Below are 24983 nucleotides of genomic sequence, written 5' to 3' on the forward strand. Positions count from 1 at the left end.
GTCTACTTAAAACCCTTTATATTGAGGTTCTTCACGTTCTAATACTGAAACTCTATTCTGTAAATCAGCGATGATGCTGTCCATTTCTAACATACATTCGTGAAATATACGTTTTGATTCTTCATCCTGTGAATTTAGTGAAAGAGAGCTTAAACTTGCTTGAGCGCCCCTTACACTGGCAAGGCAGGTTTTAACGCTAGCGATAACTGTCATACGAACACCTTATCCTTTCGGTTTGAATAACAATGCTCCAATGAAGCCGAAAATAATAGCTGCTGATACACCGGCGCTCGTTACTTTAAACATGCCAGTAATAACGCCAACGATGCCATGTTTTGCAGCTTCTTCCATTGCACCATGAACTAGGGCATTACCAAAGCTTGTAATAGGTACAGTTGCCCCGGCCCCAGCGAAGTCAATTAATGGTTCATACAAATTGAATCCATCTAATATTGCTCCGGCAACAACGAGTGTTGCCATTGTATGAGCTGGTGTTAACTTGCCGACATCAAACATAAGTTGTCCGATTACGCATATGAGTCCGCCGATGACGAAAGCCCAGAAAAAAATCATTGCGTTGCACCTCCAAATTCAATCGAAACGGCGTGAGCGATACACGGAATCGTTTCTTCTTGTTGGAATGTAAGTGGAGATAGTAAAGCGCCTGTCGCAACGACAAGTATTTTTTTGAACTCTCCTCTTTTCATTCGGTTTAATAAATGACCGTATACGACTGTTGCGGAACATCCAGGCCCGCTAGCACCAGCTATGACAGGTTGTCCTTCTCTATAAATGATAATTCCGCAATCTTGAAACTGTTCGCTCGTTACTTTGGTTCCATGCTTATGTAGTAAATCGTAAGCAATTTCGCGACCGACATGGCCAAGATCACCAGTCACGATTAGGTCATAGTAAGAGGCATCGATTTGTCGTTCGCGTAAATGGGCTTCGATTGTATCAACTGCAGCTGGAGCCATCGCGCCCCCCATATTAAAAGGGTCTGTTAATCCCATATCAATAACTCGCCCAATCGTTGCAGAGGTTACTCTTGGACCATGTCCAGTATCGCTTAAAATGGCGGCTCCTGCTCCGGTTACTGTCCACTGTGCAGTAGGTGGCTTTTGTCCGCCGTATTCGGTAGGATAGCGGAATTGTTTTTCTACAGCTGTATTATGACTGGATGCACCAGTTAATAAATATTTTGCGCCTTTTGCATTTACGATACTTGCCCCAAGTGCTAAACCTTCCATAGAAGTAGAACAAGCCCCGAATAATCCGAGATAAGGAGTGCCAAGTGTCCGGCAAGCAAAGCTTGTTGGAGTAATTTGATTGATTAAATCTCCTGCAAGTACAAATTGAATATCATCTTTACGAAGTTCTGCTTTTTCAGTAGCACGACTACAAGCTTCTTCGAATAAAATTTTATGTGCTTTTTCATAGGAATCTTGTCCGAGCCATAAATCTTCATGAAGGATATCGAAGTCTTCTGGGATGTTCCCCTTTGCTTCAAATGGTCCACCGACAACCCCTGTTGAGATAATGACTGGTTTGTTTTCAAATACCCACGTTCGGTGTCCTTGTAACATTTATAGCCCTCCCCATTGAACGAGAATCGTTTTAATAAGTGCGATGACGAAAGCGGAAAATACACCAAATAAAATAACAGAACCAGCTAGTTTAAACATATTGCCGCCAACGCCAAGGACAAATCCTTCCGTTCGATGCTCAATACATGCGGCAATAACAGAGTTACCAAATCCAGTAACAGGTACAGCTGTACCAGCACCAGCAAACTGTCCAAAACGATCGTATATACCAAATCCAGTTAGTAACATAGAAATGAAAATAAGAGTTGCGACTGTCGGATTTCCTGCTGAGCGTTCAGTGAAATCAAAATATGTGATGTAAAAAGTAGAAATGAGTTGTCCGATGAAGCAAATAAAACCACCGACGAAAAAGGCTTTTATACAATTTTTTAAGACAGGTCGTTTCGGTTCGCGTTCTTGTTCGAATTTTTTATACTCCTGTTGTACAGGGGTTAAGTTTTTATCTTTACTAGACATTGCAATCCTTCCTTTTCTTTTAAAAAGCGTTAAGTGTTAGACTCCATTTTTTTACCAATGAATTTTAATTGTTTATTAATTTCATCTTTAGATACTTCTTTTTCCTTAATTTTTCTTTCGAGTTTTTCGAGTAACATAAAGATTTTTTTATCTGTACTGACACGAACATCGAAAGTAGGATGCTCATCACTTAGCTGCTTTTGAAGCTTTTTACGAAGAGGTTTTAATCCAAACCTTTCGTGATGCTCAGGTGTAACTGCTATGTAGAGATCTAAATTTGAATTCACTGCTGTGCTTTTTATAATTTCATCCATAGCGAGAGCTCTTTTCTTCGCTCCTTGTGATATAGATTGATTAAAGGATTCCGTACTCGTCTTTGTTAACTTTGGACCTTTTTCTTTCTCCGTTCGTTTTGCTTCTTCTTTCACTTTTTTATCTAAAGGACTATTATCACATCCGGTAAAAGAGCTAAATAGAAGTGCAAATAATGCGGTTATGAGGCCGAGTTTTCGCATAATTATCATTCCATTTCTATTGCAATATGTAATGTGATAGAAAAAGGATGACTGCATATCATCCTTTTTCTATTTCACAGCAAGACTGATTCGTTATTGCTGTGAGTATTGTGGTTCTTCTTGTTGGACTTCTTCAACGCGTGGGTTTAAAGAATCGATAATCGTTTGTGTTTGCTGCGCAGCTGTTTGGAAAAGTTGCTTAGCTTGTTGGTTATCCGTATCAAGAGCGAATCCCTCTAAGCTAGCTTGTGCACTTTTTAATCCAGAAACAGTTTGCTTTAATTTTGTAATTACAGTCATTGAATGAAGCCCCCTTTGGAATATCAATTCAAAGATTATAATTTGTGAGTTGGGGTGAATTTATGATTGGAAAATTTAGGGGTGGAATAGATTTTATATGCTTTTAGCTAAGATGCATAAGGTATTACGGGGATATTTTTATTGATTTAGATGGATTTTATTGCTATTATTATGAGAAGAAAATGAAGTGTTTTCTATAATCATGCGCCCATAGCTCAGTCGGATAGAGCGGTGGTTTCCGGTACCACGTCTGCCGGGGGTTCGAATCCCTCTGGGCGCGTCAAAAAGTCCTAACTTACGTTTTGTAGGTTAGGACTTTTTTATTTATCTCATTATTTGAGGGTTAAACAAAACAAACTGATGGAAGTCTCATTTTATATGTGTACTTTCAAAATGCCTTGTCTCATTGCTTCTGTTAAAGCTTCGGAGCGTGATCCTACTTTTAATTTTTTGAAGATTTTTGTTAGGTTGTATTCTACAGCTCTTGAACTCATGTACAGTTCATCAGCAATTTGTTTATTGCTACTTCCTTTAGAGACGGATTCTAAGATTTCTAATTCTTTTTGTGTAAGAAGAGCGGTTTTATTTTCAAGTTGTTGAGTCGTTATATCATCTGTACGTAGTTGACGTAATAACGAAATAGGAAGTAAAGTATATCCGTTTACAGCTGCACGAATTGCCATTAATAGCTCTTGTTGAGAAGCTGATTTACTAATAATGCCGCTGATACCAGAGTTTATTAATAAATTGAATTGGGATACGTATTCAAAACCTGTATATAAAATGATTTTTGCATCTGTTTGAATATGTAATATTTTCTGGGCGAGTTCAATACCACTACAATTGGGCATATTCATATCTAAGAGGTATACGTCAAAAGGTGTAGCGTCACTTTTTATAAGTGCTTCCTGTTCATTTAAAATATATTCTGCTTGCATATCTTCTTCTAATTCAATCATGTTCTTTGTTCCTTCGCCTACAATTTGATGATCATCTACGATTAATACTCGAATCATTATTTACCACCTCGGAACTGTAATGTTTATTTGAAGTCCTTTTTTAGCTTCGGATACTATATGTATTTCTCCACCAATTGATTGAAGCCTTCCTTTTATACCGGAAAGCCCCATATGCTGATTAGGAGAGTAGGGAGTGTCTATATTAAAACCTTTGCCGTTGTCTCGGTAGTCTAGGAAAATACAGTTATTCTCTTCCCATAAAAAAATCGATACGATGGTTGCCTCGGAATGTTTATCTGCGTTTGTTAGTAGTTCTTGAATGATACGATATAAAGATAAAATTTTGTCAAAATCGTAATGATGTTCTTGAATTGATTCATGATCAAATTGAATTTGAAACTGCACACGCAATTGTGTTTGGGCTAGCAATTCTCTTAATGCACCAATTAAACCAGCATCTGATAAAAGTGATGGACGCAATTCATTACATGTGTCGCGAATTTGTTGTATTACATCGTGCATACCGAAATGGATTTTTTTTAGTTCATTTTTTAATTCTAGTGGAACGGATTTGTTTTTTAGTAAAGAATCTAGTTTGCGGTACCATACGATTTGATCTTGTAATGCAGAGTCGTGTAAATCTGAAGCGAGTCGGCGCCTTTCTTGTTCAGAAATTTGAAAGAGTAGGCGTGATAAGCTTGCAGAATTTGTTTTGGATTCTAAACTCTCCTGCTCTAGAGAATGAATAATTTCATTAATGGTATACAAGTTTTCGTAAATAAGACGGACGTATGTCGTGACAGTGATGAACCATGATTTTTCATGCGTATTATATTTAATATTATTCACTTTTCTTCCAATCCAGATGTAGTGTTTTATATGTTTAGTAGAGTATAAGTAAATGCCAATGCATCCATCATCCTCTAATAAATCATTAATTAGTAATGCTGCCATACTCCATTTTTTCTTTTTAGAAAGTGTGAAATCTTTCGTTTGTCCATATCCGTTACAGAGTGTATATGTGTTGTCTTTCATATCATATTGAACAAATTGAATAAAAGAAGGTTTCAACATCGAAACGATTTCATTAGTGAATTTTTTCTCTAACTCTTCTGTTTTCATAATAGATGATAGCTGTGCGGTAAACTGTTCAATGTTTACGTATAAGTTTGTTTTAGTCCGAAAGAGGTGATTACGGAATGTAAAATCTAATCTTTCTTTTAATATGAGAAATAGAATATTTAACGGAAAAATAATAATAAAACTTTGCAGTAGTCGAGAGAGAAAATTGTCTTTGTAATAAATGCTCCAGCTCGTAATGATTGCAATTAATAGAGTTGGAATTAGTGACAGAAATGCGTAATACCGTAAACGATCAAATACAAACTCTATATCAAAAATCTGCTTCGTCGCTACTAAATAAAAATAACCGATTGGTAGAGCGATTAGGAACATAGCGCCAATATCTGCTGAGAGAATCGGTGTTCTGAATATTGCATCTGGAAGAGCATAGAGTGTAACGAACGGAAAGAAGGCAATGGAATGAATCGTGAGCATTAATTTTAAAAATGGTTTATGTACTGTACTGTGATATTTGATATAGGCACGGATTAAAAAATATATACAAAAGATAATATTTATTGAAAGGTAAATTAGTTCTAATCCATCGGTATTAACTATTGGAAATGGAATGAACATCGTTAAATTAGAGAGTAATAGTAAAATAATGCCGATTGTAATATCGATTTTTAGAAATCTCACAGAAATAACGTATAGTTGCTTTTTCTTGAATAATTCATTCAACAATAAAATGAGAGACATAGGTGTACCTTGAAATACAATACTTAAAATAATGAGAGCGATAAAATCACCTTTACCAGATTCAACTGCGATTAGAAGACTTGAGGAAGTCATGAATAGAAACGTGATCAAAAAGAATGTTTCCCGGTTCAAAGGCTTCTTTGTATAAAGAAAAATAGATAACCCTAAACAAATAAAAGCGAGTAGGAAGGGAAAGTATACAGAAATAATTTTGTCACGAGAATCAATAAAATGTTGTGTTCCTTTATAAGTTTGGGTGATATCGTCTTTTTTAATTTGTATTTCAGATGCATTTAGTGATTGGTTTTGATATCCAGGAAGTATTCCTAAATGAGGCTTTTCTTTATTTATCGAATAGATTATATCTCCTTCTTTTAAGTCCGTCTGAAAAGCCCAACCGGAGGATTTAATTTTTGCTATTGTGTATGTAGTTGAGTCTGTTTTAGAAATAAGAACTCCACTATATGGTTGGTTTATTTTATATAAGATATAGCCTTGTAAACAAAAATACAGGATAGTTACACATAAAATGAAAACGAAGTTACGTTGTATCTGCAACGGTTTAGACACCTCTCTTTGTAGGTATATCGCTTAATTTCTGAATATTTTTATAATAACATTTAAGAAGTTTTCATACAATCAATGTCATCTGTTGAAATTGCGGTGAACCACATAAGAGTGGTTCGCCTTTTTTACGGTAAATACAGTACGGATTGCGGACAATAGCATCAGAAAGAAGTCTATGATAAAGATACAACTTAACAAGTAACTGAAGGAGGCAATAGTGATGAAAAAGTTTTTTTTGATGATAGGCGGGATTGTATTAGGAATGGCGGTTATTTATTTCGTAAAAAGCTAAAAGGAGCTGTTATGGATGGCATTTGAAATTCAAGGATTAAATAAAACATTTGGTGAATATAAGGCCGTTAATGATTTAAATATACGTGTAGAAGAAGGTGGAATTTTAGGGATGCTGGGCCGAAATGGTGCTGGTAAGACGACAACGATTCGTATGATCTTAGATTTAATCAAACCGGATAGCGGCCAAATTCTATGGAATAATCGCCCTTTTTCAAAGAAAGACCTATCTATTGGCTATTTACCAGAAGAGCGTGGATTATACCCGAAAATGAATGTAGTGGAGCAATTGGTGTATTTCGGCAAGTTAGAAGGAATGCCAGCTAATCTTGCAAAAAGGCATGCGTTACAGTGGCTAGAAAAATTAGAAATGACACCACATTTAAAGAAGAAAACAGAGGAATTGTCAAAGGGAAATCAACAAAAAATTCAATTGATTTCAGCGATATTGCATAATCCGGAATTCATCATACTAGATGAACCATTTAGTGGATTGGATCCTGTAAATGCAGAGATGTTAAAAAATGTTGTGCTCGAGTTAATCGCGCAAAGAAAAACGATTATCTTCTGTAGTCATCAAATGGACAGTGTAGAAACGTTCTGTGAGGAAATTTGTATTATGAAAAATGGTCAACTTGTATTATCGGGTGCCTTGTCAGATATTAAGAAAAGTTATCAATACAAATATATGACGTTGCAAACGGAAGGGGATATTGAACCTATTCTTAAGAATAAAAATTTCAATTTTGAAAAAGTTAATCGTACGTTCATGATTAAAGTTAATGATGGAGAGGATGCATTTTCGCTGCTTGAAGACATTAAAACTAAACAATATATCCGAGATGTTTCTATTAAAGAACCTTCTTTACATCAAATCTTTGTTGAAAAGGCGGGTGCATAAGTAATGAGGAATTTCTGGATTGTTTTAGGGCAAACGTATTGGGATCGTGTGAGGACGAAAATATTTATTGGGATGACATTGTTATTAATAGGGGGAGGGATATTCTTATTCTCCTTTCCAACTTTAGTACAAAAGTTTTCTGGAGAGAAAGAAAAAGCAAAAGTTGTATTTATTTCCGAAGCACCTAATGTTACTTTGGATCAATCTAATCTTAGTAAAGCTCTTCCAGAATGGGATTGGTCTTTAGGTGATAAAACAAAATTAAATCAATATAAGCAAGATTTGTTAGATAAGAAAGTCGAAGCGCTCTTTATATTAAAAGAGGGTGCGGGTGCTGAACCAGTATTAGATTACTTTATGAAGGTGGATAATCCTAAGTTGATTCAAAGTGCGCAGGTATTTGTACAAAATCAGTATTTTCAAAGTGCGGTAGTTAAACAACAGTTATCAGAAGAGGCTGTGAAATCACTGACGATGAACGTGCAAGCGAAAAAGCAAAACTTAAATAACGAAGAAACAAGCTCATTCTTACTGGTGTATTTATTAGTAGCGATTATGTACTTAGCAATTACTTCGTATGGAAATGCGATTGCTACAGCGGTAGCGTCAGAGAAGGCGTCGCGTGTTATGGAAGTGATGGTAACGAAGGTGTCGCCTGTTCACATGGTCTTTGGGAAGATATTAGGAGTCGGTCTTGCTAGTTTGACACAGTTATTTATTTTCTTCCTTAGTATGGCGCTATATATTAAATCTGGAATTTTCAAGGTATCGGATTCGTTTTTTGGAGTGAATATTGATGTAAATATGATTACAGGTGAGCATGCTGCATATTTCTTGTTATATTTTGTTCTCGGTTACTTCGTTTATGCGGCACTTTTCGCAGTGTTTGGTTCTATGGTAAGCAGGCCAGAAGAATTATCCGGAACAACGATGCCGATTACTCTTATATTGATGGGAAGCTTAGTGGTGGAGTTATTAGTAGTACTTGATAACCCTGAAGGGCTAGTATCAAGGGTGACATCATATGTTCCGTTTACAGCTCCAATTAGTATGGTAGTTAGGATTATTAATGGATCCGTTGGGAGTTTAGAAATTATTACATCTATGGTTGTATTACTGGCTAGCATTAGCTTAATTGCTATGTTTGCAGCGAAGGTCTATCCGAAAGGTGTATTAAGAAGTGGTAAGAGCCTTAAATTCATTCAATTGTTAAAAAATAATTAATTGCAGGGGGGAATAAATTATGGGATTTTTTTCGAAAAGAAAACAAAAAATGATGGATAGTAATAACGAGAGAAGCGTGAAAAAAATAGTTGAGTTGTCTGTGGAAGAGATGAGAGGAATTCAAGGAGCGTCTAGTGAATCGAACGATTATCTCTATGATTCCTATGTAATTAGGAATCAAAGTTCCTTAGCTTTAAATAAGAGGTTTCTTTCTTAATTAAGAATCGTAAAAGAGTAGTTAGGCATAGTGAAGTGTCACTATACCTAAACTGCTCTTTTTATTTTGGAATTGAACAGAGATAAATTTAATGTTGTTATATATAAAATTAAGGGTTACTATTAGTATGTGGTAACAAATAATTAAGTTTATTATTTTCTTTCAATATTATTCAAATTTAGGTTGTAAGTTGTAAATCTCATTAATACATATAAATTAATAATATTTTGGAATGGGTGTCTGTGATAGCATTCTCCTTTTACCAAACTTATTGTACAATAGAAACAAGGGGGAGATTAGTTTGAAGGCAAGTCTTTTACAAGAACAAAGCTTACGTTTGGCAATGACACAAGAGTTAAGGCAAGCGATTACAATGCTCCAGTATAATGTACAAGAATTATCGGAGTTTTTGTATGAGCAATCGTTAGAGAATCCCCTTATTGAGTTAGGTGGTTTTGAGAGGGAGAAGAAAAGGAGCTCTAACAACAGTAAAAGTACCAGCAAACAAGTCGAGAATCAGATGGAGATCTACAGTGTGGATTCTACAACGATTCAGCAACATTTATTAAATCAAATACAGTATTATAAAATAGATGAAGAAGAGCGAAAAGTAGCTTCTTTCATTATTATGAACATGGATGGAAATGGATATTTACAAGAAACGAATGAAGAGTTAGCAGAGCTCCTTTCTGCGCATATTCATGTAGTCGACCGCTCTGTAGAGCTTGTCCAATCACTGGAACCAGCAGGGGTAGGGGCGCGTAATATTCAGGAATGTTTAACCTTGCAATTGAAGCGCTTACAAAGACGGAATGGATTAGCAGAAGAGGTTGTAGAAGATCATTTCGCTTATTTTGTGAAGAAAGATTGGCGAAAGCTCGTTCAAGTGTTGAAATGTAGTAATGAGGAATTACAGAGTGCGGTAAATTGTATAACGTCATTACAACCAAAACCAGGTCTTGCGTTTTCTTCAGATAAACCACTTTATATTGTGCCTGATATGGCGGTGAAAAAAGATGGCGATCGCCTCGTTTTACAAATGAATGAGAGAAATATGCCGAGAATTGAAATTCATTCTGAATATAGTGCGCTTCTTAATAATAGTGAAAGTGAAGTAGCATCTTACGTATCAGAAAAGTATCAGCATGTGCAGTGGATTATGCGCAGTTTGAAGCAGAGAAAACAGACGCTGCTGCAAGTGATGAATATTATTATGGAAAAACAACGTGATTTCTTCTGGAAAGGTCCAGAGTATTTAAGACCTCTCGCTTTAAAAGAGGTAGCGGAAGAGTTAAGTGTGCATGAATCAACAATTAGTCGTGCGACGCGAAATAAATATGTGCAAACACCACACGGTTTATTTGAGATGAAATCGTTCTTTAGCAATGCCGTTTCGACGACTGAAGATGAAGCAGTTTCTACAAAACGTGTAAAACAATTTATTCAAACGCTAATTGGGGCAGAGGATAAGAAAAAGCCACTTTCAGATCAAAAGATTTCAAAATTATTAGAAGAAGAGCATGAAATTGTTATTTCTCGAAGAACAGTGGCGAAGTATAGAGAACAAATGCATATCCCAGCTTCGTCATTACGAAAAACGATCGGATAGGTGAAGAAGATGAAAGTTGTACTGTATACTAAAAAAGATTGTGGCCTTTGTGTGAAGGCGAAACAAGTTTTACAGGAAGTACAATGTGAATATTCTTTTCAAATCGAGGAAATAGATATATATGAAGATAATGACCTTTTAGAAAAATATCACTTAATGATTCCAGTTGTAGAAATGGACGGAAAACAAGTAGAATATGGTAACATTCACAAAGGTGTCATAATAAACTATATAAAGAATGCAGTTAAGAGTTGAATAAGTTTCTATCTCCTGTTACAATAATACACGTAGCAGGGATTATTTTTTTAACCTATGTGGGACACAAAATGTCACTACGGGACGTAAAGTGACCACGAAGGAAAAATGAACCGATGTAGTGAGGAGAAAAGATATGCGCTCATGGATTCAGAACACAAAAAAATTATTACCTGATCTGCTACCTGTTATGCAAACGAGAATGCAAATTCTTCAATACATTAGGCTCATGCAGCCGATTGGAAGAAGAAACTTATCAGCAAGCCTCGGTATGACAGAACGAGTATTGCGAAGTGAAGTTCAAGTTTTGAAAGAACAAAACTTAGTTCACGTCGCTTCTTCTGGAATGACTTTGACAGAAGAAGGAACAGCTTTAGTTCTTGCTTTGGAAGACTTTATGAAAGAAATTTCCGGGTTAAAGGTTTTAGAAAAGCAACTTAAGGAAACATTAGACTTGGATGAAGTTTTCGTTGTCCCTGGTGATAGTGATGAATCACCTTGGGTCAAACTGGAGATGGGCCGTGCTTGTGTGACTTGTATAAAAGACCGTCTGACAGCGAATAATATCGTTGCTGTGGCTGGAGGAACTACGCTAGCTGCTGCTGCGGACATGATGCAACTTGATTGCAAAGATTTACATATGCTATTTGTCCCAGCACGTGGTGGAATTGGAGAAGGTGTTGAATTAGAAGCCAATACCATTTGTGCCAAGATGGCGCAAAATACGATGAGTAATTATCGCTTATTGTATGTTCCAGACCATGTTAGTAGCGAAGCATATGCGTCTATTGTGACAGAGCCTTCCGTGAAAGAAGTTCTTGAGTTGATTCGATCTTCCAATATCGTCATTCATGGAATAGGTGATGCGTTAACAATGGCACGTCGCAGAAGTACTTCAGAAGCAGATTGGTTAAAGATTCAGGCAAGCGAAGCAGTTGGCGAAGCTTTCGGTTACTACTTTAATGAAGAAGGAAATGTTGTTCATAAAGTAAGAACAGTTGGTATGCAACTTGAGGATTTACAAAATGTATCTCACGTTGTTGCAGTCGCTGGAGGTTCTTCAAAGGCAAAAGCAATACAGGCTGTAATAAAGCAAGGGCACACTTCAATTCTAATTACAGATGAAGGTGCAGCAAAACAATTAACAAAGGGTTTTACCCTTTAATATAATCCCCCAAGGAGGAAATTCAAATGACTAAAATTGGTATTAATGGATTTGGACGTATCGGACGTAACGTATTCCGCGCAGCTCTTAACAACTCTGAGGTAGAAGTAGTAGCAATCAACGACTTAACAGATGCTAAAACATTAGCTCACCTTTTAAAATATGACACAGTTCACGGAACTTTAAATGCAGAAGTATCTGCTAACGAAAACAGCATCGTTGTTAACGGTAAAGAAATTAAAGTTATCGCTGAGCGTGACCCAGCTCAATTACCATGGAGCGACTACGGAGTAGAAGTAGTAGTAGAATCTACTGGCCGTTTCACTAAAAAATCAGACGCTGAAAAACACTTAGGTGGATCAGTTAAGAAAGTTATCATCTCAGCTCCAGCTTCTGACGAAGATATCACTGTAGTTATGGGTGTTAACCATGAACAATACGATGCAGCTAACCACAACGTAGTATCTAACGCTTCTTGTACTACAAACTGTCTAGCTCCATTCGCTAAAGTATTAAACGAAAAATTCGGCGTAAAACGCGGAATGATGACAACAATTCACTCTTACACTAACGACCAACAAATCTTAGACTTACCACACAAAGATTTACGTCGTGCTCGTGCAGCAGCTGAAAACATGATCCCAACATCTACTGGTGCAGCTAAAGCTGTAGCATTAGTATTACCAGAACTTAAAGGTAAATTAAACGGTGGCGCTGTACGTGTTCCAACTGCTAACGTTTCTCTTGTTGACTTAGTTGTTGAACTTGACAAAGAAGTAACAGTTGAAGATGTAAACGCAGCATTCAAAGCAGCAGCTGAAGGCGAATTAAAAGGTATCCTTGGATACAGCGAAGAGCCATTAGTATCTATCGACTATAACGGATGTACAGCTTCTTCTACAATCGATGCATTATCTACAATGGTAATGGAAGGTAACATGGTTAAAGTACTTTCTTGGTACGATAACGAAACTGGTTACTCTAACCGCGTAGTAGACTTAGCAGCTTACATGACTTCAAAAGGTCTTTAATTCTTAATTATATAAGTTATCAATGACAAAACGAGGGAGAGGGTTTGTTCCCTCTCTCTCTTCTTTCGTTTTAAAAGCAAATGTGTTAAGCTTTTGAATGGGTTTTGTCAATCCTAACTAGTAGTCGGAGGGAAATCCAATGAACAAAAAATCAATTCGTGACGTAGATTTAAAAGGTAAGCGTGTATTTTGCCGCGTTGATTTCAACGTACCTATGAAAGAAGGCAAAATTACAGATGAAACTCGTATCCGTGCAGCTCTTCCTACAATTCAATATTTAGTAGAGCAAGGTGCGAAAGTTATTTTAGCAAGCCACTTAGGCCGTCCAAAAGGTCAAGCAGTAGAAGAATTACGTCTTACTCCAGTAGCAGCACGTTTAGGCGAGCTTCTTGGTAAAGATGTTAAAAAAACGGACGAAGCATTCGGACCAGTTGCACAAGAAATGGTTGCAGCAATGAACGAAGGCGACGTATTAGTTCTTGAAAACGTACGTTTCTATGCGGGCGAAGAAAAGAACGATGCAGAACTTGCGAAAGAATTTGCAGCACTTGCTGACATCTTCGTAAACGATGCATTCGGTGCAGCTCACCGTGCTCATGCTTCTACAGCAGGTATCGCAGACTACCTACCAGCAGTATCTGGTCTATTAATGGAAAAAGAGTTAGATGTACTTGGTAAAGCACTTTCTAACCCAGAACGTCCATTTACAGCTATCATCGGTGGTGCGAAAGTAAAAGATAAAATCGGTGTAATTCGTCATCTATTAGACAAAGTAGATAACTTAATCATCGGTGGCGGACTTGCTTACACATTCGTTAAAGCTTTAGGTCATGAAATTGGTCTATCTCTATGTGAAGACGACAAGATTGAACTAGCTAAAGAATTTATGCAACTTGCAAAAGAAAAAGGCGTAAACTTCTACATGCCAGTTGATGTTGTAATCACTGAGGAATTCTCTGAAACTGCAACAACTAAAATCGTTGGTATCGACTCTATCCCTTCTAACTGGGAAGGCGTGGACATCGGTCCTAAAACACGTGAAATTTATGCAGATGTAATTAAAAATTCTAAGCTTGTTGTATGGAATGGACCAATGGGTGTATTCGAAATGACTCCATTCGCAGAAGGTACAAAAGCAGTAGGACAAGCATTAGCAGATGCAGAAGATACATACTCTGTTATCGGCGGTGGTGACTCTGCAGCAGCTGTTGAAAAATTCGGTATGGCTGATAAAATGAGCCACATTTCTACTGGCGGCGGTGCGTCATTAGAATTCATGGAAGGTAAAGAGCTTCCAGGTGTAGTTTGTCTTAACGACAAATAAGTAGCAGCCAAAGAAAAAGGACGGTGCAAAGCATGCGTAAACCAATTATCGCAGGTAACTGGAAAATGAATAAAACTCTATCTGAAGCAGTTAGCTTCGTAGAGGAAGTTAAAGGTCAAATCCCAGCAGCTTCAGCTGTTGATGCAGTAGTTTGCTCTCCAGCTCTATTCTTAGAGCGCCTTGTAGCAGCAACTGAAGGAACTGACTTACAAGTAGGTGCACAAAACATGCACTTCGAAAAAAATGGTGCATTCACTGGCGAAATTAGCCCAGTAGCACTTAGCGACTTAAAAGTTGGCTATGTAGTACTTGGCCACTCTGAGCGTCGTGAAATGTTTGCTGAAACAGACGAATCAGTAAACAAAAAGACTATCGCAGCATTTGAACATGGTTTAACACCAATCGTATGTTGTGGTGAGACTTTAGAAGAGCGCGAAAGCGGAAAAACATTTGATCTAGTAGCAGGTCAAGTGACAAAAGCACTTGCAGGTTTAACAGAAGAGCAAGTTAAAGCAACTGTTATCGCTTATGAGCCAATCTGGGCTATCGGTACAGGTAAATCTTCTTCTTCTGCAGACGCAAACGAAGTATGTGCGCACATCCGTAAAGTTGTTGCAGAAGCTGTTTCTCCAGAAGCTGCAGAAGCTGTTCGTATCCAATACGGCGGTAGCGTAAAACCAGAAAACATTAAAGAGTATATGGCACAATCTGACATCGACGGCGCTTTAGTTGGCGGTGCTAGCTTAGAGCCTGCTTCGTTCTTAGGTCTTCTGGGGGCGGTAAAATGAGAAAGCCAACAGCTTTAATCATTCTTGACGGTTTCGGACTTCGTGAAGAAACTTACGGGAATGCTGTAGCACAAGCTAAGAAACCTAATTTTGATGGTTACTGGAACAAATTCCCTCATACAACGCTTACAGCTTGTGGTGAGGCGGTAGGTCTTCCAGAAGGTCAAATGGGTAACTCTGAGGTTGGTCACTTAAATATCGGTGCTGGCCGCGTAGTATATCAAAGCTTAACACGCGTTAACGTTGCAATTCGTGAAGGTGAGTTCGATAAGAACGAAACTTTCCAAAATGCAATTAAAAGCGTAAAAGAAAAAGGTACTGCACTTCATTTATTCGGTTTACTTTCTGACGGTGGTGTGCACAGTCACATGAACCATATGTTTGCTCTTCTTCGCTTAGCAGCAAAAGAAGGCGTGGAGAAAGTTTATATCCATGCATTCTTAGACGGCCGCGATGTTGGACCACAAACAGCAAAAGGTTATATCGATGCAACGAATGAAGTAATTAAAGAAACAGGAGTAGGACAATTCGCGACTATCTCTGGTCGTTATTACTCTATGGACCGTGACAAGCGTTGGGATCGCGTAGAAAAATGTTACAGTGCTATGGTGAATGGTGAAGGCCCTACTTATAAATCAGCAGAAGAGTGTGTAGAAGACTCTTATGCGAACGGTATCTATGATGAATTCGTATTGCCGTCTGTAATTGTTAACGAAGATAACACGCCAGTTGCAACAATCAATGATGATGATGCAGTTATCTTCTATAACTTCCGTCCAGACCGTGCAATTCAAATTGCTCGTGTATTTACAAACGAAGACTTCCGTGAGTTCGATCGTGGTGAAAAAGTACCTCACATTCCAGAATTCGTATGTATGACACACTTCAGTGAAACTGTAGATGGTTACGTGGCATTCAAGCCAATGAACCTTGATAACACTTTAGGTGAAGTTGTTGCGCAAGCGGGATTAAAGCAACTTCGCATCGCGGAAACTGAAAAGTATCCGCACGTTACATTCTTCTTTAGCGGTGGTCGTGAGGCTGAATTCCCAGGAGAAGAGCGTATCTTAATTAACTCACCAAAGGTTGCAACGTATGACTTGAAACCTGAAATGAGCATTTACGAAGTAACGGACGCTTTAGTAAATGAAATCGAAAATGATAAACATGATGTTATCATTCTTAACTTTGCGAACTGTGATATGGTTGGCCATTCTGGGATGATGGAACCAACAATTAAAGCAGTAGAAGCAACTGACGAATGTTTAGGAAAAGTTGTAGAAGCAATTCTTGCAAAAGATGGTGTAGCACTTATTACTGCTGACCATGGTAATGCTGATCAGGAGTTAACTGCTGATGGCGGTCCTATGACAGCTCATACAACTAACCCGGTTCCTTTCATCGTTACAAAAAATGATGTAGAGCTTCGTGAAGGTGGTATTTTAGGAGATATCGCTCCAACAATGCTTACACTTTTAAATGTGGAACAACCGAAAGAAATGACAGGTAAAACAATTATTAAATAATTTGCTTATATAAAAAGGAGAGAATTTATTATGTCAACAATTATTGATGTTTATGCTCGCGAAGTCCTTGACTCTCGTGGTAACCCAACTGTAGAAGTAGAAGTTTACACAGAAAGCGGCGCTTTCGGACGCGCTATCGTACCAAGTGGTGCATCTACTGGTGAGCACGAAGCAGTAGAATTACGTGACGGTGACAAATCTCGTTACCTTGGTAAAGGTGTTGTTAACGCAGTAAACAACGTTAACGAAATTATCGCTCCAGAAATCGCTGGTTTCGATGTAACTGACCAAGCTGGTATCGACCGTGCTATGATCGAATTAGATGGCACTCCAAACAAAGGTAAACTAGGCGCTAACGCTATCCTTGGTGTATCTATGGCAGTAGCTCACGCAGCAGCTGACTTCGTAGGTCTTCCATTATACCGTTACCTTGGTGGATTCAATGCAAAACAATTACCAACTCCAATGATGAACATCATCAACGGTGGTTCTCACGCTGATAACAACGTTGACTTCCAAGAGTTCATGATCTTACCAGTTGGTGCTCCAACATTCAAAGAATCAATCCGTATGGGTGCTGAAGTATTCCATGCACTTAAAGCTGTATTACATGACAAAGGTCTTAACACTGCAGTAGGTGACGAAGGTGGATTCGCTCCAAACCTTGGTTCTAACCGTGAAGCTCTAGAAGTAATCATCGAAGCTATCGAAAAAGCTGGTTACAAAGCTGGCGAGAACGTATTCTTAGGAATGGACGTTGCTTCTTCTGAGTTCTACAACAAAGAAACTGGTAAATATGACCTTGCAGGCGAAGGCCGTACTGGCTTAACTTCTGCAGAAATGGTTGATTTCTACGAAGAGCTTTGCAAAGACTTCCCAATCATCTCTATCGAAGATGGTTTAGACGAAAACGACTGGGATGGTCACAAATTATTAACTGAGCGTATCGGTGATAAAGTACAATTAGTTGGTGACGATTTATTCGTAACTAACACTCAAAAACTTGCTGAAGGTATCGAAAAAGGTATCTCTAACTCAATCTTAATTAAAGTTAACCAAATCGGTACTTTAACTGAGACTTTCGAAGCTATCGAAATGGCTAAACGTGCTGGTTACACAGCAGTTGTATCTCACCGTTCTGGTGAAACTGAAGATGCTACAATCGCTGACATCGCAGTTGCAACTAACGCTGGCCAAATCAAAACTGGTTCTATGAGCCGTACTGACCGTATTGCTAAGTACAACCAATTATTACGCATCGAAGACGAACTAGGCGAAATCGCTGTTTACGATGGTATCAAATCTTTCTATAACATCAAACGATAATTGTAGAAAATAAACGACAGACCGTGAGAAATCACGGTCTGTTTTTTTATGTTAAAATTGTTCACCTGTCATAAGTGACATGAAATGTTTGAAGAAGCGGTTATAATCAAAATCAATTGCTATTTGATGACTCGGCCAATCAATAAATGGTTTAGGTTCTCCTAAAGAGCGAAATTCTCCAATGCTTGCCCCCTGTGCATAAGATTCTGTCATGACAACGATAGGTGATTTGTGATAGGTAAACATAGAGTTATCAAGTAAAGCGAGTATTGGCATTGTGTCATGGAAGGGGCTGCCCTTTAAATGTGGTAGGGCGTCTTTATAATATCCGTAGTAATAATGATCGAATAACGGTTTGACAAGTGGGGCTTTTCCTTTGGCCTCAATGTATTCGGCCATTTCTGGTGTAATGATGGAATATTGGGTGACGTTTAATGGGTATATGTACATGTTAGCTGCGGATTGAAGGACTATATTAGCTGCAGTAGGGTCGCCATAAAAGTTTGCTTCGGAAATAGGGGTAACATTACCAGGATGTAAAAAGGCACCGCCCATTACGTAGTAGGGTTTAACTTGCTCCATTAATTGTTTACATACGATAAATAAAATTGCTAGGGAGGTAAGTCTTCCTAAGCTCACAATAATTAATTCATCTTTATACTGTTCAATAAGAGGAATAACTTCAAAAAAATTCTCCATTTCTTCGTTAGTTACATTCACCTTTGGAATAATTGGCCCGAGCCCTTGTTTCCCGTGTACATCTGTAAAAAAAGCAGGAGGAGCACCAGTAATTGGACGTTCTGATCCACCAAAGATTTTGATATTTCTACCCTTTACTTCGCTTGTAAGAAAATGAGCATTTTCTACGGCCATTTTTTTTGGAACATTGCCATAATCAGCAACGATACCGACGATTTCTATTTCATTGATAAAGAATGCTAAGAGGAGAGCCATCGTATCATCAATCCCAGGATCACAAAAAATGAGAACTTTTTTGGGCATATGTTCACCACCTATCTTGTTTATCCCGTACAAACCCGCTTGGTGAGGAATGATCAATGGGGATGAGGAAACCCTCAATGATTAAAGTTTCACTTTATATATTATGTAAGTTTAAGGATAAAAAGATTATTTTATTGAAATAACAGTCTTATAAATTCAGAAAATAAAAACTTTTTATATTAGGTCAAGGTTTTTGACGTAATTTTCGTTTGGAAATGCAGTCATATCAAGGTTGTAAGCGTGTAACATAGGCTGTTTTTGCTGTCAAGTTGATAAATTGCAGCTTTTTACAATTTATACTATGATAAAGATATTAACAGAAGATCGTATAAACATGAGGGATGATGAACATGAAATTTACAAAGATTCTTGTCCAAATTGCTGCTCTTTACGTGTTTTATATGGTTGGAACTTGGGTGCAAGAAATGTTAAACATTCCAATTCCAGGAAGTTTGATAGGGATGTTCCTCTTACTTGTTTTACTTAGCCTAAAAGTTCTTCCAGTGAAATGGTTCGATTTAGGAGCAGAAACACTCGTTGCTATTATGCCGTTTTTATTAATTCCGCCAACGCTTGGCCTAATGAATTACGGTGCTTTTTTTATGAGTAAAGGAATTTCTCTTTTCATTACAGTTGTAGCGAGTACATTTTTAATTATTATTGTCGCAGGACATACAGGACAATATCTTGCGAATAGGAAGGAAAGAGAGTCGCGATGAGCCAAATATTAATCGGAATCGGTTGGGTTCTTTTTACGGTGCTATTATATCAATTATCTAAAAAAATCTATAAATTATTTCCAACACCATTCACCATTCCAATGCTTGTAGCAACAGGATTAATGGCTTTCCTATTTATCGTGCTTGATATACCATATCAACATTATATGGAAAGTGGTGGTGGCTGGATTGCAAAGCTACTTGGACCCGGTGTTGTAGCATTTGCAATTCCTCTTTATAAACAACGTCATGTTCTGCAAAAATATGTTGTACCGATTGCTGGCGGGGTATTAGTAGGTACAACAGTCGCAATCGCTAGTGATTTTGCTATTGCTTCACTTATGGGAACAGATAAAAGCTTAATCTTATCGTCTTTACCAAAATCGGTAACAATGCCAGTTGCGATGAGCGTTTCTGAACAAGTTGGTGGTGTACCTTCCTTAACAGCAGCTTTCGTTGTTATCGCAGGTATTACTGGAACAATTACAGGACCTCTCTTATTAAAATGGAGCCGTGTTACAAACTCAGTTGGTAAAGGTATCGGATTTGGATGTGCTTCTCATATTATGGGTGTTATGAGAGCAATGAAAAATAACGAGCATGAAGGTGTTATTGGATCGGTAACAATGACATTAACAGCAATTTTGACATGTTTACTTGGACCGTTATTTGCAATGATGTTTATGTAATAGAAGAAAAGCGAGGGCAACTCTATAGCTCTCGCTTTTCTATAGGATTTATGCTACAGTTACAATAACTGAATCTTTGTAGGAGGTACGCCAAGTGCATACGTTATTATCCGTTTTACTTATTACTGTATCGATTTTAATGATTGTTATGGTACTTATGCAGTCTAGTAATAGCTCAGGCCTTTCAGGTGCAATTTCAGGCGGTGCAGAGCAATTATTTGGTAAGCAAAAAGCACGTGGAATTGAAGCAGTATTAAACCGTATTACAATTGTTTTAGCTGTATTGTTCTTTGTATTAACAATTGCTGTTACGTACTTAAACTTATAGAATTGAAAGAAGAAGCGTTAGTAAGATGTACTAATGGTTCTTCTTTTTTGTTTTGCCATTTGAAAGATGTTTCTAATTAGATTATAGAAATGTAAATATGGTACACTAGATATAGAAAGAATACGACTAGATTACAGAAGAGAAAGAGGAGAAGTACATGATGAAATTAGCATCTCCGAAACCATTTACATTTGAGGGTGGAGACCGCGCTGTTTTATTACTACATGGATTCACAGGGAACTCAGCTGATGTACGTATGTTAGGGCGTTTCTTAGAAAAGAAAGGCTATACTTGTCATGCGCCAATTTATAAAGGGCACGGTGTACCACCAGAAGAGCTTGTTCATACAGGCCCTACAGATTGGTGGCAAGATGTAACGGAGGCATATCAGCTTTTAAAAGATAAAGGTTTTGAGAAAATTGCTGTTGTTGGATTGTCACTTGGCGGCGTATTTTCTTTAAAATTAGGTTATACAGTACCGGTTTTAGGTGTAGTACCAATGTGTGCACCGATGTATATTAAGAGCGAAGAAACGATGTACCAAGGTATATTGGCATATGCCCGCGAATATAAAAAACGTGAGCAAAAATCACCAGAACAAATTGAACAAGAAATGTTGGAATTCCAAAAGACACCGATGAATACATTAAAAGCATTACAACAATTAATTGCTGACGTACGTAACAATGTGGATATGATTTATGCACCAACATTTGTTGTACAAGCGCGTCATGACGAAATGATTAATACAGATAGTGCTAACATTATTTATAACGGTGTAGAATCTACGTTAAAAGACATTAAATGGTATGAAGACTCTACGCATGTCATTACACTTGATAAACAACGTGACGAGCTACATGAGGATGTATATAACTTCTTGGAGCAACTAGATTGGTAAGATCTAGTTGCCTCTTTTTTTCATAAGGAATTTTTTGTGAAAACTGTAAAAATCATAAGGGGAGTATTGAAGTTTCGCTTTATACATCCCCTATCTTTCGGATACACTAAATAATATAAGGTTTTAAAGGAGGTATTTTTGCTTGGAAGAAATCACACAAGAACATATTGATAAGTTGTTATTATTTATGAGAGAAGAAGCGTATAAACCGCTAACGATACAAGAGTTAGAAGAGGCATTTGGAATTGAAGGTTCTGAGGGCTTTAAAGATTTTGTAAAGGCACTTGTAATGATGGAAGAGAAGGGACTTGTTATTCGTACACGTAGCAACCGTTACGGTCTTCCTGAAAAGATGAATTTAGTAAGAGGTAAGTTAATTGGACATGCACGTGGTTTTGCATTCGTTGTACCAGACGAGAAGAAAACGGGAGACGATGATCTTTTCATCCCTCCTACAGAATTAAACGGTGCACTTCATGGCGATACAGTATTAGCACGACTTAGTTCTCAATCGAGCGGTTCACGTCAAGAAGGTTCAATTGTACGCATTTTAGAGCGTGGAACGAAAGAACTTGTTGGTACATATACAGAATCGAAAAACTTTGGCTTTGTTATACCTGACAATAAGCGCTGGACGAGTGATATCTTTATCTTGAAAAGTGCATCAATGGGTGCTGTAGAAGGTCATAAGGTAGTTGTGAAAATTACGAGCTACCCAGAAAACCGTTTAAGTGCAGAAGGTGAAGTTATTCAAATTCTAGGTCATAAAAATGATCCAGGAGTAGATATTTTATCTGTCATTCATAAACATCATTTACCTTTAGCATTCCCTGAAGAAGTGATGGAGCATGCAAACAGTGTACCAGAAACGATTTCAGAAGAAGATTTAAAAGATCGCCGTGATTTACGTGATCAAATGATCGTAACGATTGATGGTGCAGATGCGAAAGATTTAGATGACGCTGTTACAGTAACGAAGCTTGAGAACGGCAATTACAAGCTAGGCGTTCACATTGCGGATGTAAGTCATTACGTTCAAGAAGGTTCTCCAATTGATGTAGAAGCAGCGGAAAGAGCGACAAGTGTGTATCTTGTTGACCGTGTAATTCCAATGATTCCACATCGTCTATCTAACGGTATTTGCTCATTAAATCCGAAAGTAGACCGTCTGACTTTATCTTGTGAAATGGAAATCAACAACTTAGGTGATGTTGTTAAACACGAGATTTTCCAAAGTGTGATTAAAACGACAGAGCGTATGACGTATGCTGACGTAAGAAGCATTTTAGAAGATGAGGACGAAGAGTTAATTAAGCGTTATGAGCCATTAGTACCGATGTTTAAAGAGATGGGGCAATTGGCACAAATTCTACGTGAAAAACGTATGCGCCGTGGTGCAATTGACTTTGACTTTAAAGAAGCGAAAGTATTAGTAGATGAAGAAGGAAAACCGACTGATGTTGTTATGCGCGATCGTTCTGTATCAGAGAAGTTAATTGAAGAATTTATGCTTGTTGCGAACGAAACAGTAGCAGAGCACTTCCACTGGATGAACGTACCGTTTATGTACCGTGTCCATGAAGATCCGAAAGAAGATAAGCTTGAGCGTTTCTTCGAGTTTGTAACGAACTTCGGATATGCGGTAAAAGGACGTGCGAATGAAGTGCACCCTCGTGCGCTGCAACAAATTCTTGAAATGGTTCAAGGACAGCCAGAAGAAGTAGTTATTTCAACGGTTATGCTTCGTTCTATGAAGCAAGCACGTTACGATTCGGAGAGCTTAGGACATTTCGGCTTATCAACTGAGTTCTACACGCATTTCACATCGCCAATTCGTCGTTACCCAGATACGATTGTTCATAGATTAATTCGTGAATACATCATTAACGGTAAAGTCGACAGTGAAACACAAGCAAAATGGCGTGAAAACTTACCAGAGATTGCAGAGCACTCTTCTAATATGGAACGCCGTGCTGTTGAAGCAGAGCGTGAAACAGACGAAATGAAAAAAGCAGAGTATATGGTCGATAAGATCGGTGAAGAGTATGACGGTATGATTAGCTCTGTAACAAACTTCGGTCTGTTTGTAGAGCTTCCAAATACGATTGAAGGTCTTGTACACGTTAGCTACTTAACGGATGATTACTATCGTTACGACGAAAAACATTTCGCAATGATCGGAGAACGTACAGGTAACGTATTCCGCATCGGTGATGAAATTACAATTCGCGTTATTAACGTAAATAAAGACGAGCGTGCAATCGACTTTGAAATCGTTGGTATGAAAGGCACACCTCGCCGTAAGTTCAAAGATCGTCCAGTCGTTATCGAGCAGCCAAGAACAGGCAGAAAGAAACGCGGTGGACGTAGCGAGCGCAGTAATGAGCGTGGCGGTGAACGTGGCACAGGTAGAAAATTTGACCGTGGTGGCAAAGGAAAAGGAAGAGGATCCGCATCTGCATCCACATCCGCAAGTCAGCCAGGGAAAAAAGATGGTAACGGCAAGAAGAAAAAAGGATTTTTCGAAAACGTACCAGGATTCAAGAAGAAAAAGAAAAAGCGTAAGTAAGAAAAGAGTGGCTTCGCTTTGATGAAAAGCGGGGCCGTTTTCTTTTTTCTTCGTGGCTTGAGAGCGAGCCACTTTCGCTTTTTATCGGAATCCAGCTACAGTGGCTAGAATGTTTGGCGGCTTCGCTTCTTCCCCAGAGGCAAAGAGCGCCTCAAGGTCAGAAGCTCCATCCACCTCACATTCTGAACGAGCCACTTTCGCTTTTTGTATAATCCAGCTACAGTGGCTAGAATCTGTTGGCCATTTCACTCCCTCGGACGAAGCAAAAAGCGCTTCTCTGTCGGGAGTTCCAATGTCCAAAGATTCTAAGCGAGCCACTTTCGCTTTTTGTTTACATTTGTTACAATAGTAAAAATAGAGGAGGGACGTTATATGCCAAAGGGTACAGGTAAGGTTATTGCACAGAATAAAAAAGCATTTCATGATTATTTCATCGAAGAAACATACGAAGCAGGGCTTGTCCTTCAAGGAACGGAAATTAAGTCGATTCGCGCTGGTCGCGTGAACTTGAAAGATGCGTTTGCACGTGTACATAATGGTGAAGTATGGGTTCATAATATGCACATTAATACATACGAACAAGGGAATCGTTTCAACCATGATCCACTTCGTACGAGAAAATTACTTCTTCATAAAAAAGAAATTGATAAGCTAGCGGGCGCTGCAAAAGAAACAGGTTACGCATTAGTTCCACTTAGAATCTATTTGAAAAATGGATTTGCAAAAATGGCACTTGGTTTAGCAAAAGGTAAGAAACAATACGATAAACGTCACGATTTAAAAGAGAAAGAAGCAAAACGTGAAATTGCACGCGTGTTCCGTGATCGCCAAAAGATGTAATACAGATATTTACATTTGTAAAACGGCGCGCGTATGATATAATAACTTATGTA

At 38.0% G+C, this 24983-nt stretch carries 27 protein-coding genes and 1 tRNA gene; 18 read left to right on the top strand and 10 right to left on the bottom strand.

The features are described from left to right. Positions 1–6: 6 nt before the first annotated feature. The 6 genes from ACO6VI_RS11330 to ACO6VI_RS11355 form a co-directional block, all read right to left on the bottom strand. A complete protein-coding gene (locus ACO6VI_RS11330) occupies positions 7–213 on the bottom strand; it encodes a DUF1657 domain-containing protein (RefSeq protein ID WP_000215906.1) in 207 nt (68 codons plus the stop codon). A gap of 9 nt (positions 214–222) precedes the next feature. Next, positions 223–573 (bottom strand): stage V sporulation protein AE, encoded by a 351-nt coding sequence (gene spoVAE, locus ACO6VI_RS11335; protein WP_000575919.1) that lies wholly within the window; start codon positions 571–573, stop codon positions 223–225. After that, positions 570–1586: a stage V sporulation protein AD gene (gene spoVAD / locus ACO6VI_RS11340; protein ID WP_000938970.1), complete on the bottom strand. Its 1017-nt coding sequence runs from the start codon at positions 1584–1586 to the stop codon at positions 570–572. The genes spoVAE and spoVAD overlap by 4 nt, the downstream gene beginning before the upstream one ends. After that, on the bottom strand, positions 1587–2063 hold the full coding sequence (spoVAC, locus tag ACO6VI_RS11345) for a stage V sporulation protein AC (RefSeq protein ID WP_000095399.1): 477 nt from the start codon (positions 2061–2063) through the stop codon (positions 1587–1589). It abuts the gene before it with no gap. Between the two features lie 29 nt (positions 2064–2092). Next, entirely contained in the window at positions 2093–2578 is a 486-nt protein-coding gene (locus tag ACO6VI_RS11350) for a YhcN/YlaJ family sporulation lipoprotein (RefSeq protein WP_001228545.1), read from the bottom strand. A 93-nt stretch (positions 2579–2671) separates the two neighbouring features. Next, entirely contained in the window at positions 2672–2878 is a 207-nt protein-coding gene (locus ACO6VI_RS11355; protein ID WP_000216166.1) for a DUF1657 domain-containing protein, read from the bottom strand. Positions 2879–3082: 204 nt separating this feature from the next. Between ACO6VI_RS11355 and ACO6VI_RS11360 the strand changes: the two genes are divergently transcribed. Continuing rightward, a tRNA-Arg gene (locus tag ACO6VI_RS11360) sits at positions 3083–3158 on the top strand. Positions 3159–3252: 94 nt separating this feature from the next. Here the strand turns inward: ACO6VI_RS11360 and ACO6VI_RS11365 are convergent. Both ACO6VI_RS11365 and ACO6VI_RS11370 read right to left on the bottom strand, forming a co-directional pair. Further along, on the bottom strand, positions 3253–3894 hold the full coding sequence (locus ACO6VI_RS11365) for a response regulator (RefSeq protein WP_000621763.1): 642 nt from the start codon (positions 3892–3894) through the stop codon (positions 3253–3255). A gap of 3 nt (positions 3895–3897) precedes the next feature. After that, the gene (locus tag ACO6VI_RS11370; protein ID WP_023523428.1) at positions 3898–6216 is read right to left on the bottom strand and encodes a sensor histidine kinase; all 2319 of its coding nucleotides are present in this window, start codon (positions 6214–6216) and stop codon (positions 3898–3900) included. A gap of 316 nt (positions 6217–6532) precedes the next feature. Between ACO6VI_RS11370 and ACO6VI_RS11375 the strand changes: the two genes are divergently transcribed. From ACO6VI_RS11375 to eno, 11 genes are all read left to right on the top strand, one after another. Further along, positions 6533–7417 (top strand): ABC transporter ATP-binding protein, encoded by an 885-nt coding sequence (locus tag ACO6VI_RS11375; protein WP_000863495.1) that lies wholly within the window; start codon positions 6533–6535, stop codon positions 7415–7417. A gap of 3 nt (positions 7418–7420) precedes the next feature. Beyond that, positions 7421–8641, top strand: coding sequence for an ABC transporter permease (locus ACO6VI_RS11380; RefSeq protein ID WP_001243601.1), 1221 nt, complete (start codon positions 7421–7423; stop codon positions 8639–8641). 19 nt (positions 8642–8660) lie between these two features. After that, positions 8661–8858: a hypothetical protein gene (locus ACO6VI_RS11385; protein ID WP_000505575.1), complete on the top strand. Its 198-nt coding sequence runs from the start codon at positions 8661–8663 to the stop codon at positions 8856–8858. Positions 8859–9159: 301 nt separating this feature from the next. Then, on the top strand, positions 9160–10467 hold the full coding sequence (rpoN, locus tag ACO6VI_RS11390) for an RNA polymerase factor sigma-54 (protein ID WP_422423352.1): 1308 nt from the start codon (positions 9160–9162) through the stop codon (positions 10465–10467). A gap of 9 nt (positions 10468–10476) precedes the next feature. Then, positions 10477–10722, top strand: coding sequence for a glutaredoxin family protein (locus tag ACO6VI_RS11395; RefSeq protein ID WP_000869730.1), 246 nt, complete (start codon positions 10477–10479; stop codon positions 10720–10722). 136 nt (positions 10723–10858) lie between these two features. Next, positions 10859–11887, top strand: coding sequence for a gapA transcriptional regulator CggR (cggR, locus tag ACO6VI_RS11400; protein WP_001258185.1), 1029 nt, complete (start codon positions 10859–10861; stop codon positions 11885–11887). A gap of 26 nt (positions 11888–11913) precedes the next feature. After that, the gene (gene gap / locus ACO6VI_RS11405; RefSeq protein ID WP_000161234.1) at positions 11914–12918 is read left to right on the top strand and encodes a type I glyceraldehyde-3-phosphate dehydrogenase; all 1005 of its coding nucleotides are present in this window, start codon (positions 11914–11916) and stop codon (positions 12916–12918) included. 139 nt (positions 12919–13057) lie between these two features. Then, the gene (locus ACO6VI_RS11410) at positions 13058–14242 is read left to right on the top strand and encodes a phosphoglycerate kinase (RefSeq protein WP_161520117.1); all 1185 of its coding nucleotides are present in this window, start codon (positions 13058–13060) and stop codon (positions 14240–14242) included. Positions 14243–14274: 32 nt separating this feature from the next. Beyond that, the gene (gene tpiA / locus ACO6VI_RS11415; protein WP_001231038.1) at positions 14275–15030 is read left to right on the top strand and encodes a triose-phosphate isomerase; all 756 of its coding nucleotides are present in this window, start codon (positions 14275–14277) and stop codon (positions 15028–15030) included. Next, a complete protein-coding gene (gpmI, locus tag ACO6VI_RS11420) occupies positions 15027–16556 on the top strand; it encodes a 2,3-bisphosphoglycerate-independent phosphoglycerate mutase (protein ID WP_001231158.1) in 1530 nt (509 codons plus the stop codon). Before tpiA ends, gpmI begins: the two co-directional genes overlap by 4 nt. Positions 16557–16586: 30 nt before the next feature. Then, a complete protein-coding gene (gene eno, locus ACO6VI_RS11425; RefSeq protein WP_000103951.1) occupies positions 16587–17882 on the top strand; it encodes a phosphopyruvate hydratase in 1296 nt (431 codons plus the stop codon). Positions 17883–17933: 51 nt separating this feature from the next. On the opposite strand, the gene ACO6VI_RS11430 is transcribed toward eno, so the two are convergent. Then, positions 17934–18884 (bottom strand): nucleoside hydrolase, encoded by a 951-nt coding sequence (locus tag ACO6VI_RS11430; RefSeq protein ID WP_098033355.1) that lies wholly within the window; start codon positions 18882–18884, stop codon positions 17934–17936. A gap of 350 nt (positions 18885–19234) precedes the next feature. Here ACO6VI_RS11430 and ACO6VI_RS11435 point away from each other — a divergent pair, with 350 nt between their 5' ends. From ACO6VI_RS11435 to rnr, 5 genes are all read left to right on the top strand, one after another. Next, positions 19235–19603 carry a CidA/LrgA family holin-like protein gene (locus ACO6VI_RS11435; protein WP_000673222.1) on the top strand — a complete coding sequence of 123 codons (369 nt, stop codon included), beginning with the start codon at positions 19235–19237 and terminating at the stop codon, positions 19601–19603. Further along, positions 19600–20292, top strand: coding sequence for an LrgB family protein (locus ACO6VI_RS11440; protein WP_000078304.1), 693 nt, complete (start codon positions 19600–19602; stop codon positions 20290–20292). Before ACO6VI_RS11435 ends, ACO6VI_RS11440 begins: the two co-directional genes overlap by 4 nt. Before the next feature lie 94 nt (positions 20293–20386). Beyond that, entirely contained in the window at positions 20387–20620 is a 234-nt protein-coding gene (gene secG, locus ACO6VI_RS11445; protein WP_000557266.1) for a preprotein translocase subunit SecG, read from the top strand. A gap of 160 nt (positions 20621–20780) precedes the next feature. Beyond that, positions 20781–21521: a carboxylesterase gene (gene estA / locus ACO6VI_RS11450; RefSeq protein WP_000761986.1), complete on the top strand. Its 741-nt coding sequence runs from the start codon at positions 20781–20783 to the stop codon at positions 21519–21521. A gap of 142 nt (positions 21522–21663) precedes the next feature. Next, positions 21664–24090 carry a ribonuclease R gene (gene rnr / locus ACO6VI_RS11455; RefSeq protein ID WP_098033354.1) on the top strand — a complete coding sequence of 809 codons (2427 nt, stop codon included), beginning with the start codon at positions 21664–21666 and terminating at the stop codon, positions 24088–24090. A gap of 81 nt (positions 24091–24171) precedes the next feature. Here rnr and ACO6VI_RS11460 read toward each other — a convergent pair whose 3' ends face one another. Then, complete coding sequence (locus tag ACO6VI_RS11460) at positions 24172–24390, bottom strand: hypothetical protein (RefSeq protein WP_141435899.1); 219 nt, start codon at positions 24388–24390, stop codon at positions 24172–24174. Positions 24391–24462: 72 nt separating this feature from the next. Here ACO6VI_RS11460 and smpB point away from each other — a divergent pair, with 72 nt between their 5' ends. After that, the gene (gene smpB / locus ACO6VI_RS11465; protein WP_001123920.1) at positions 24463–24930 is read left to right on the top strand and encodes an SsrA-binding protein; all 468 of its coding nucleotides are present in this window, start codon (positions 24463–24465) and stop codon (positions 24928–24930) included. Positions 24931–24983: the final 53 nt, after the last annotated feature.

Origin of the sequence: Bacillus sp. PSXD-155 (assembly GCF_049310765.1) — a bacterium.
Classification (GTDB): domain Bacteria; phylum Bacillota; class Bacilli; order Bacillales; family Bacillaceae_G; genus Bacillus_A; species Bacillus_A cereus.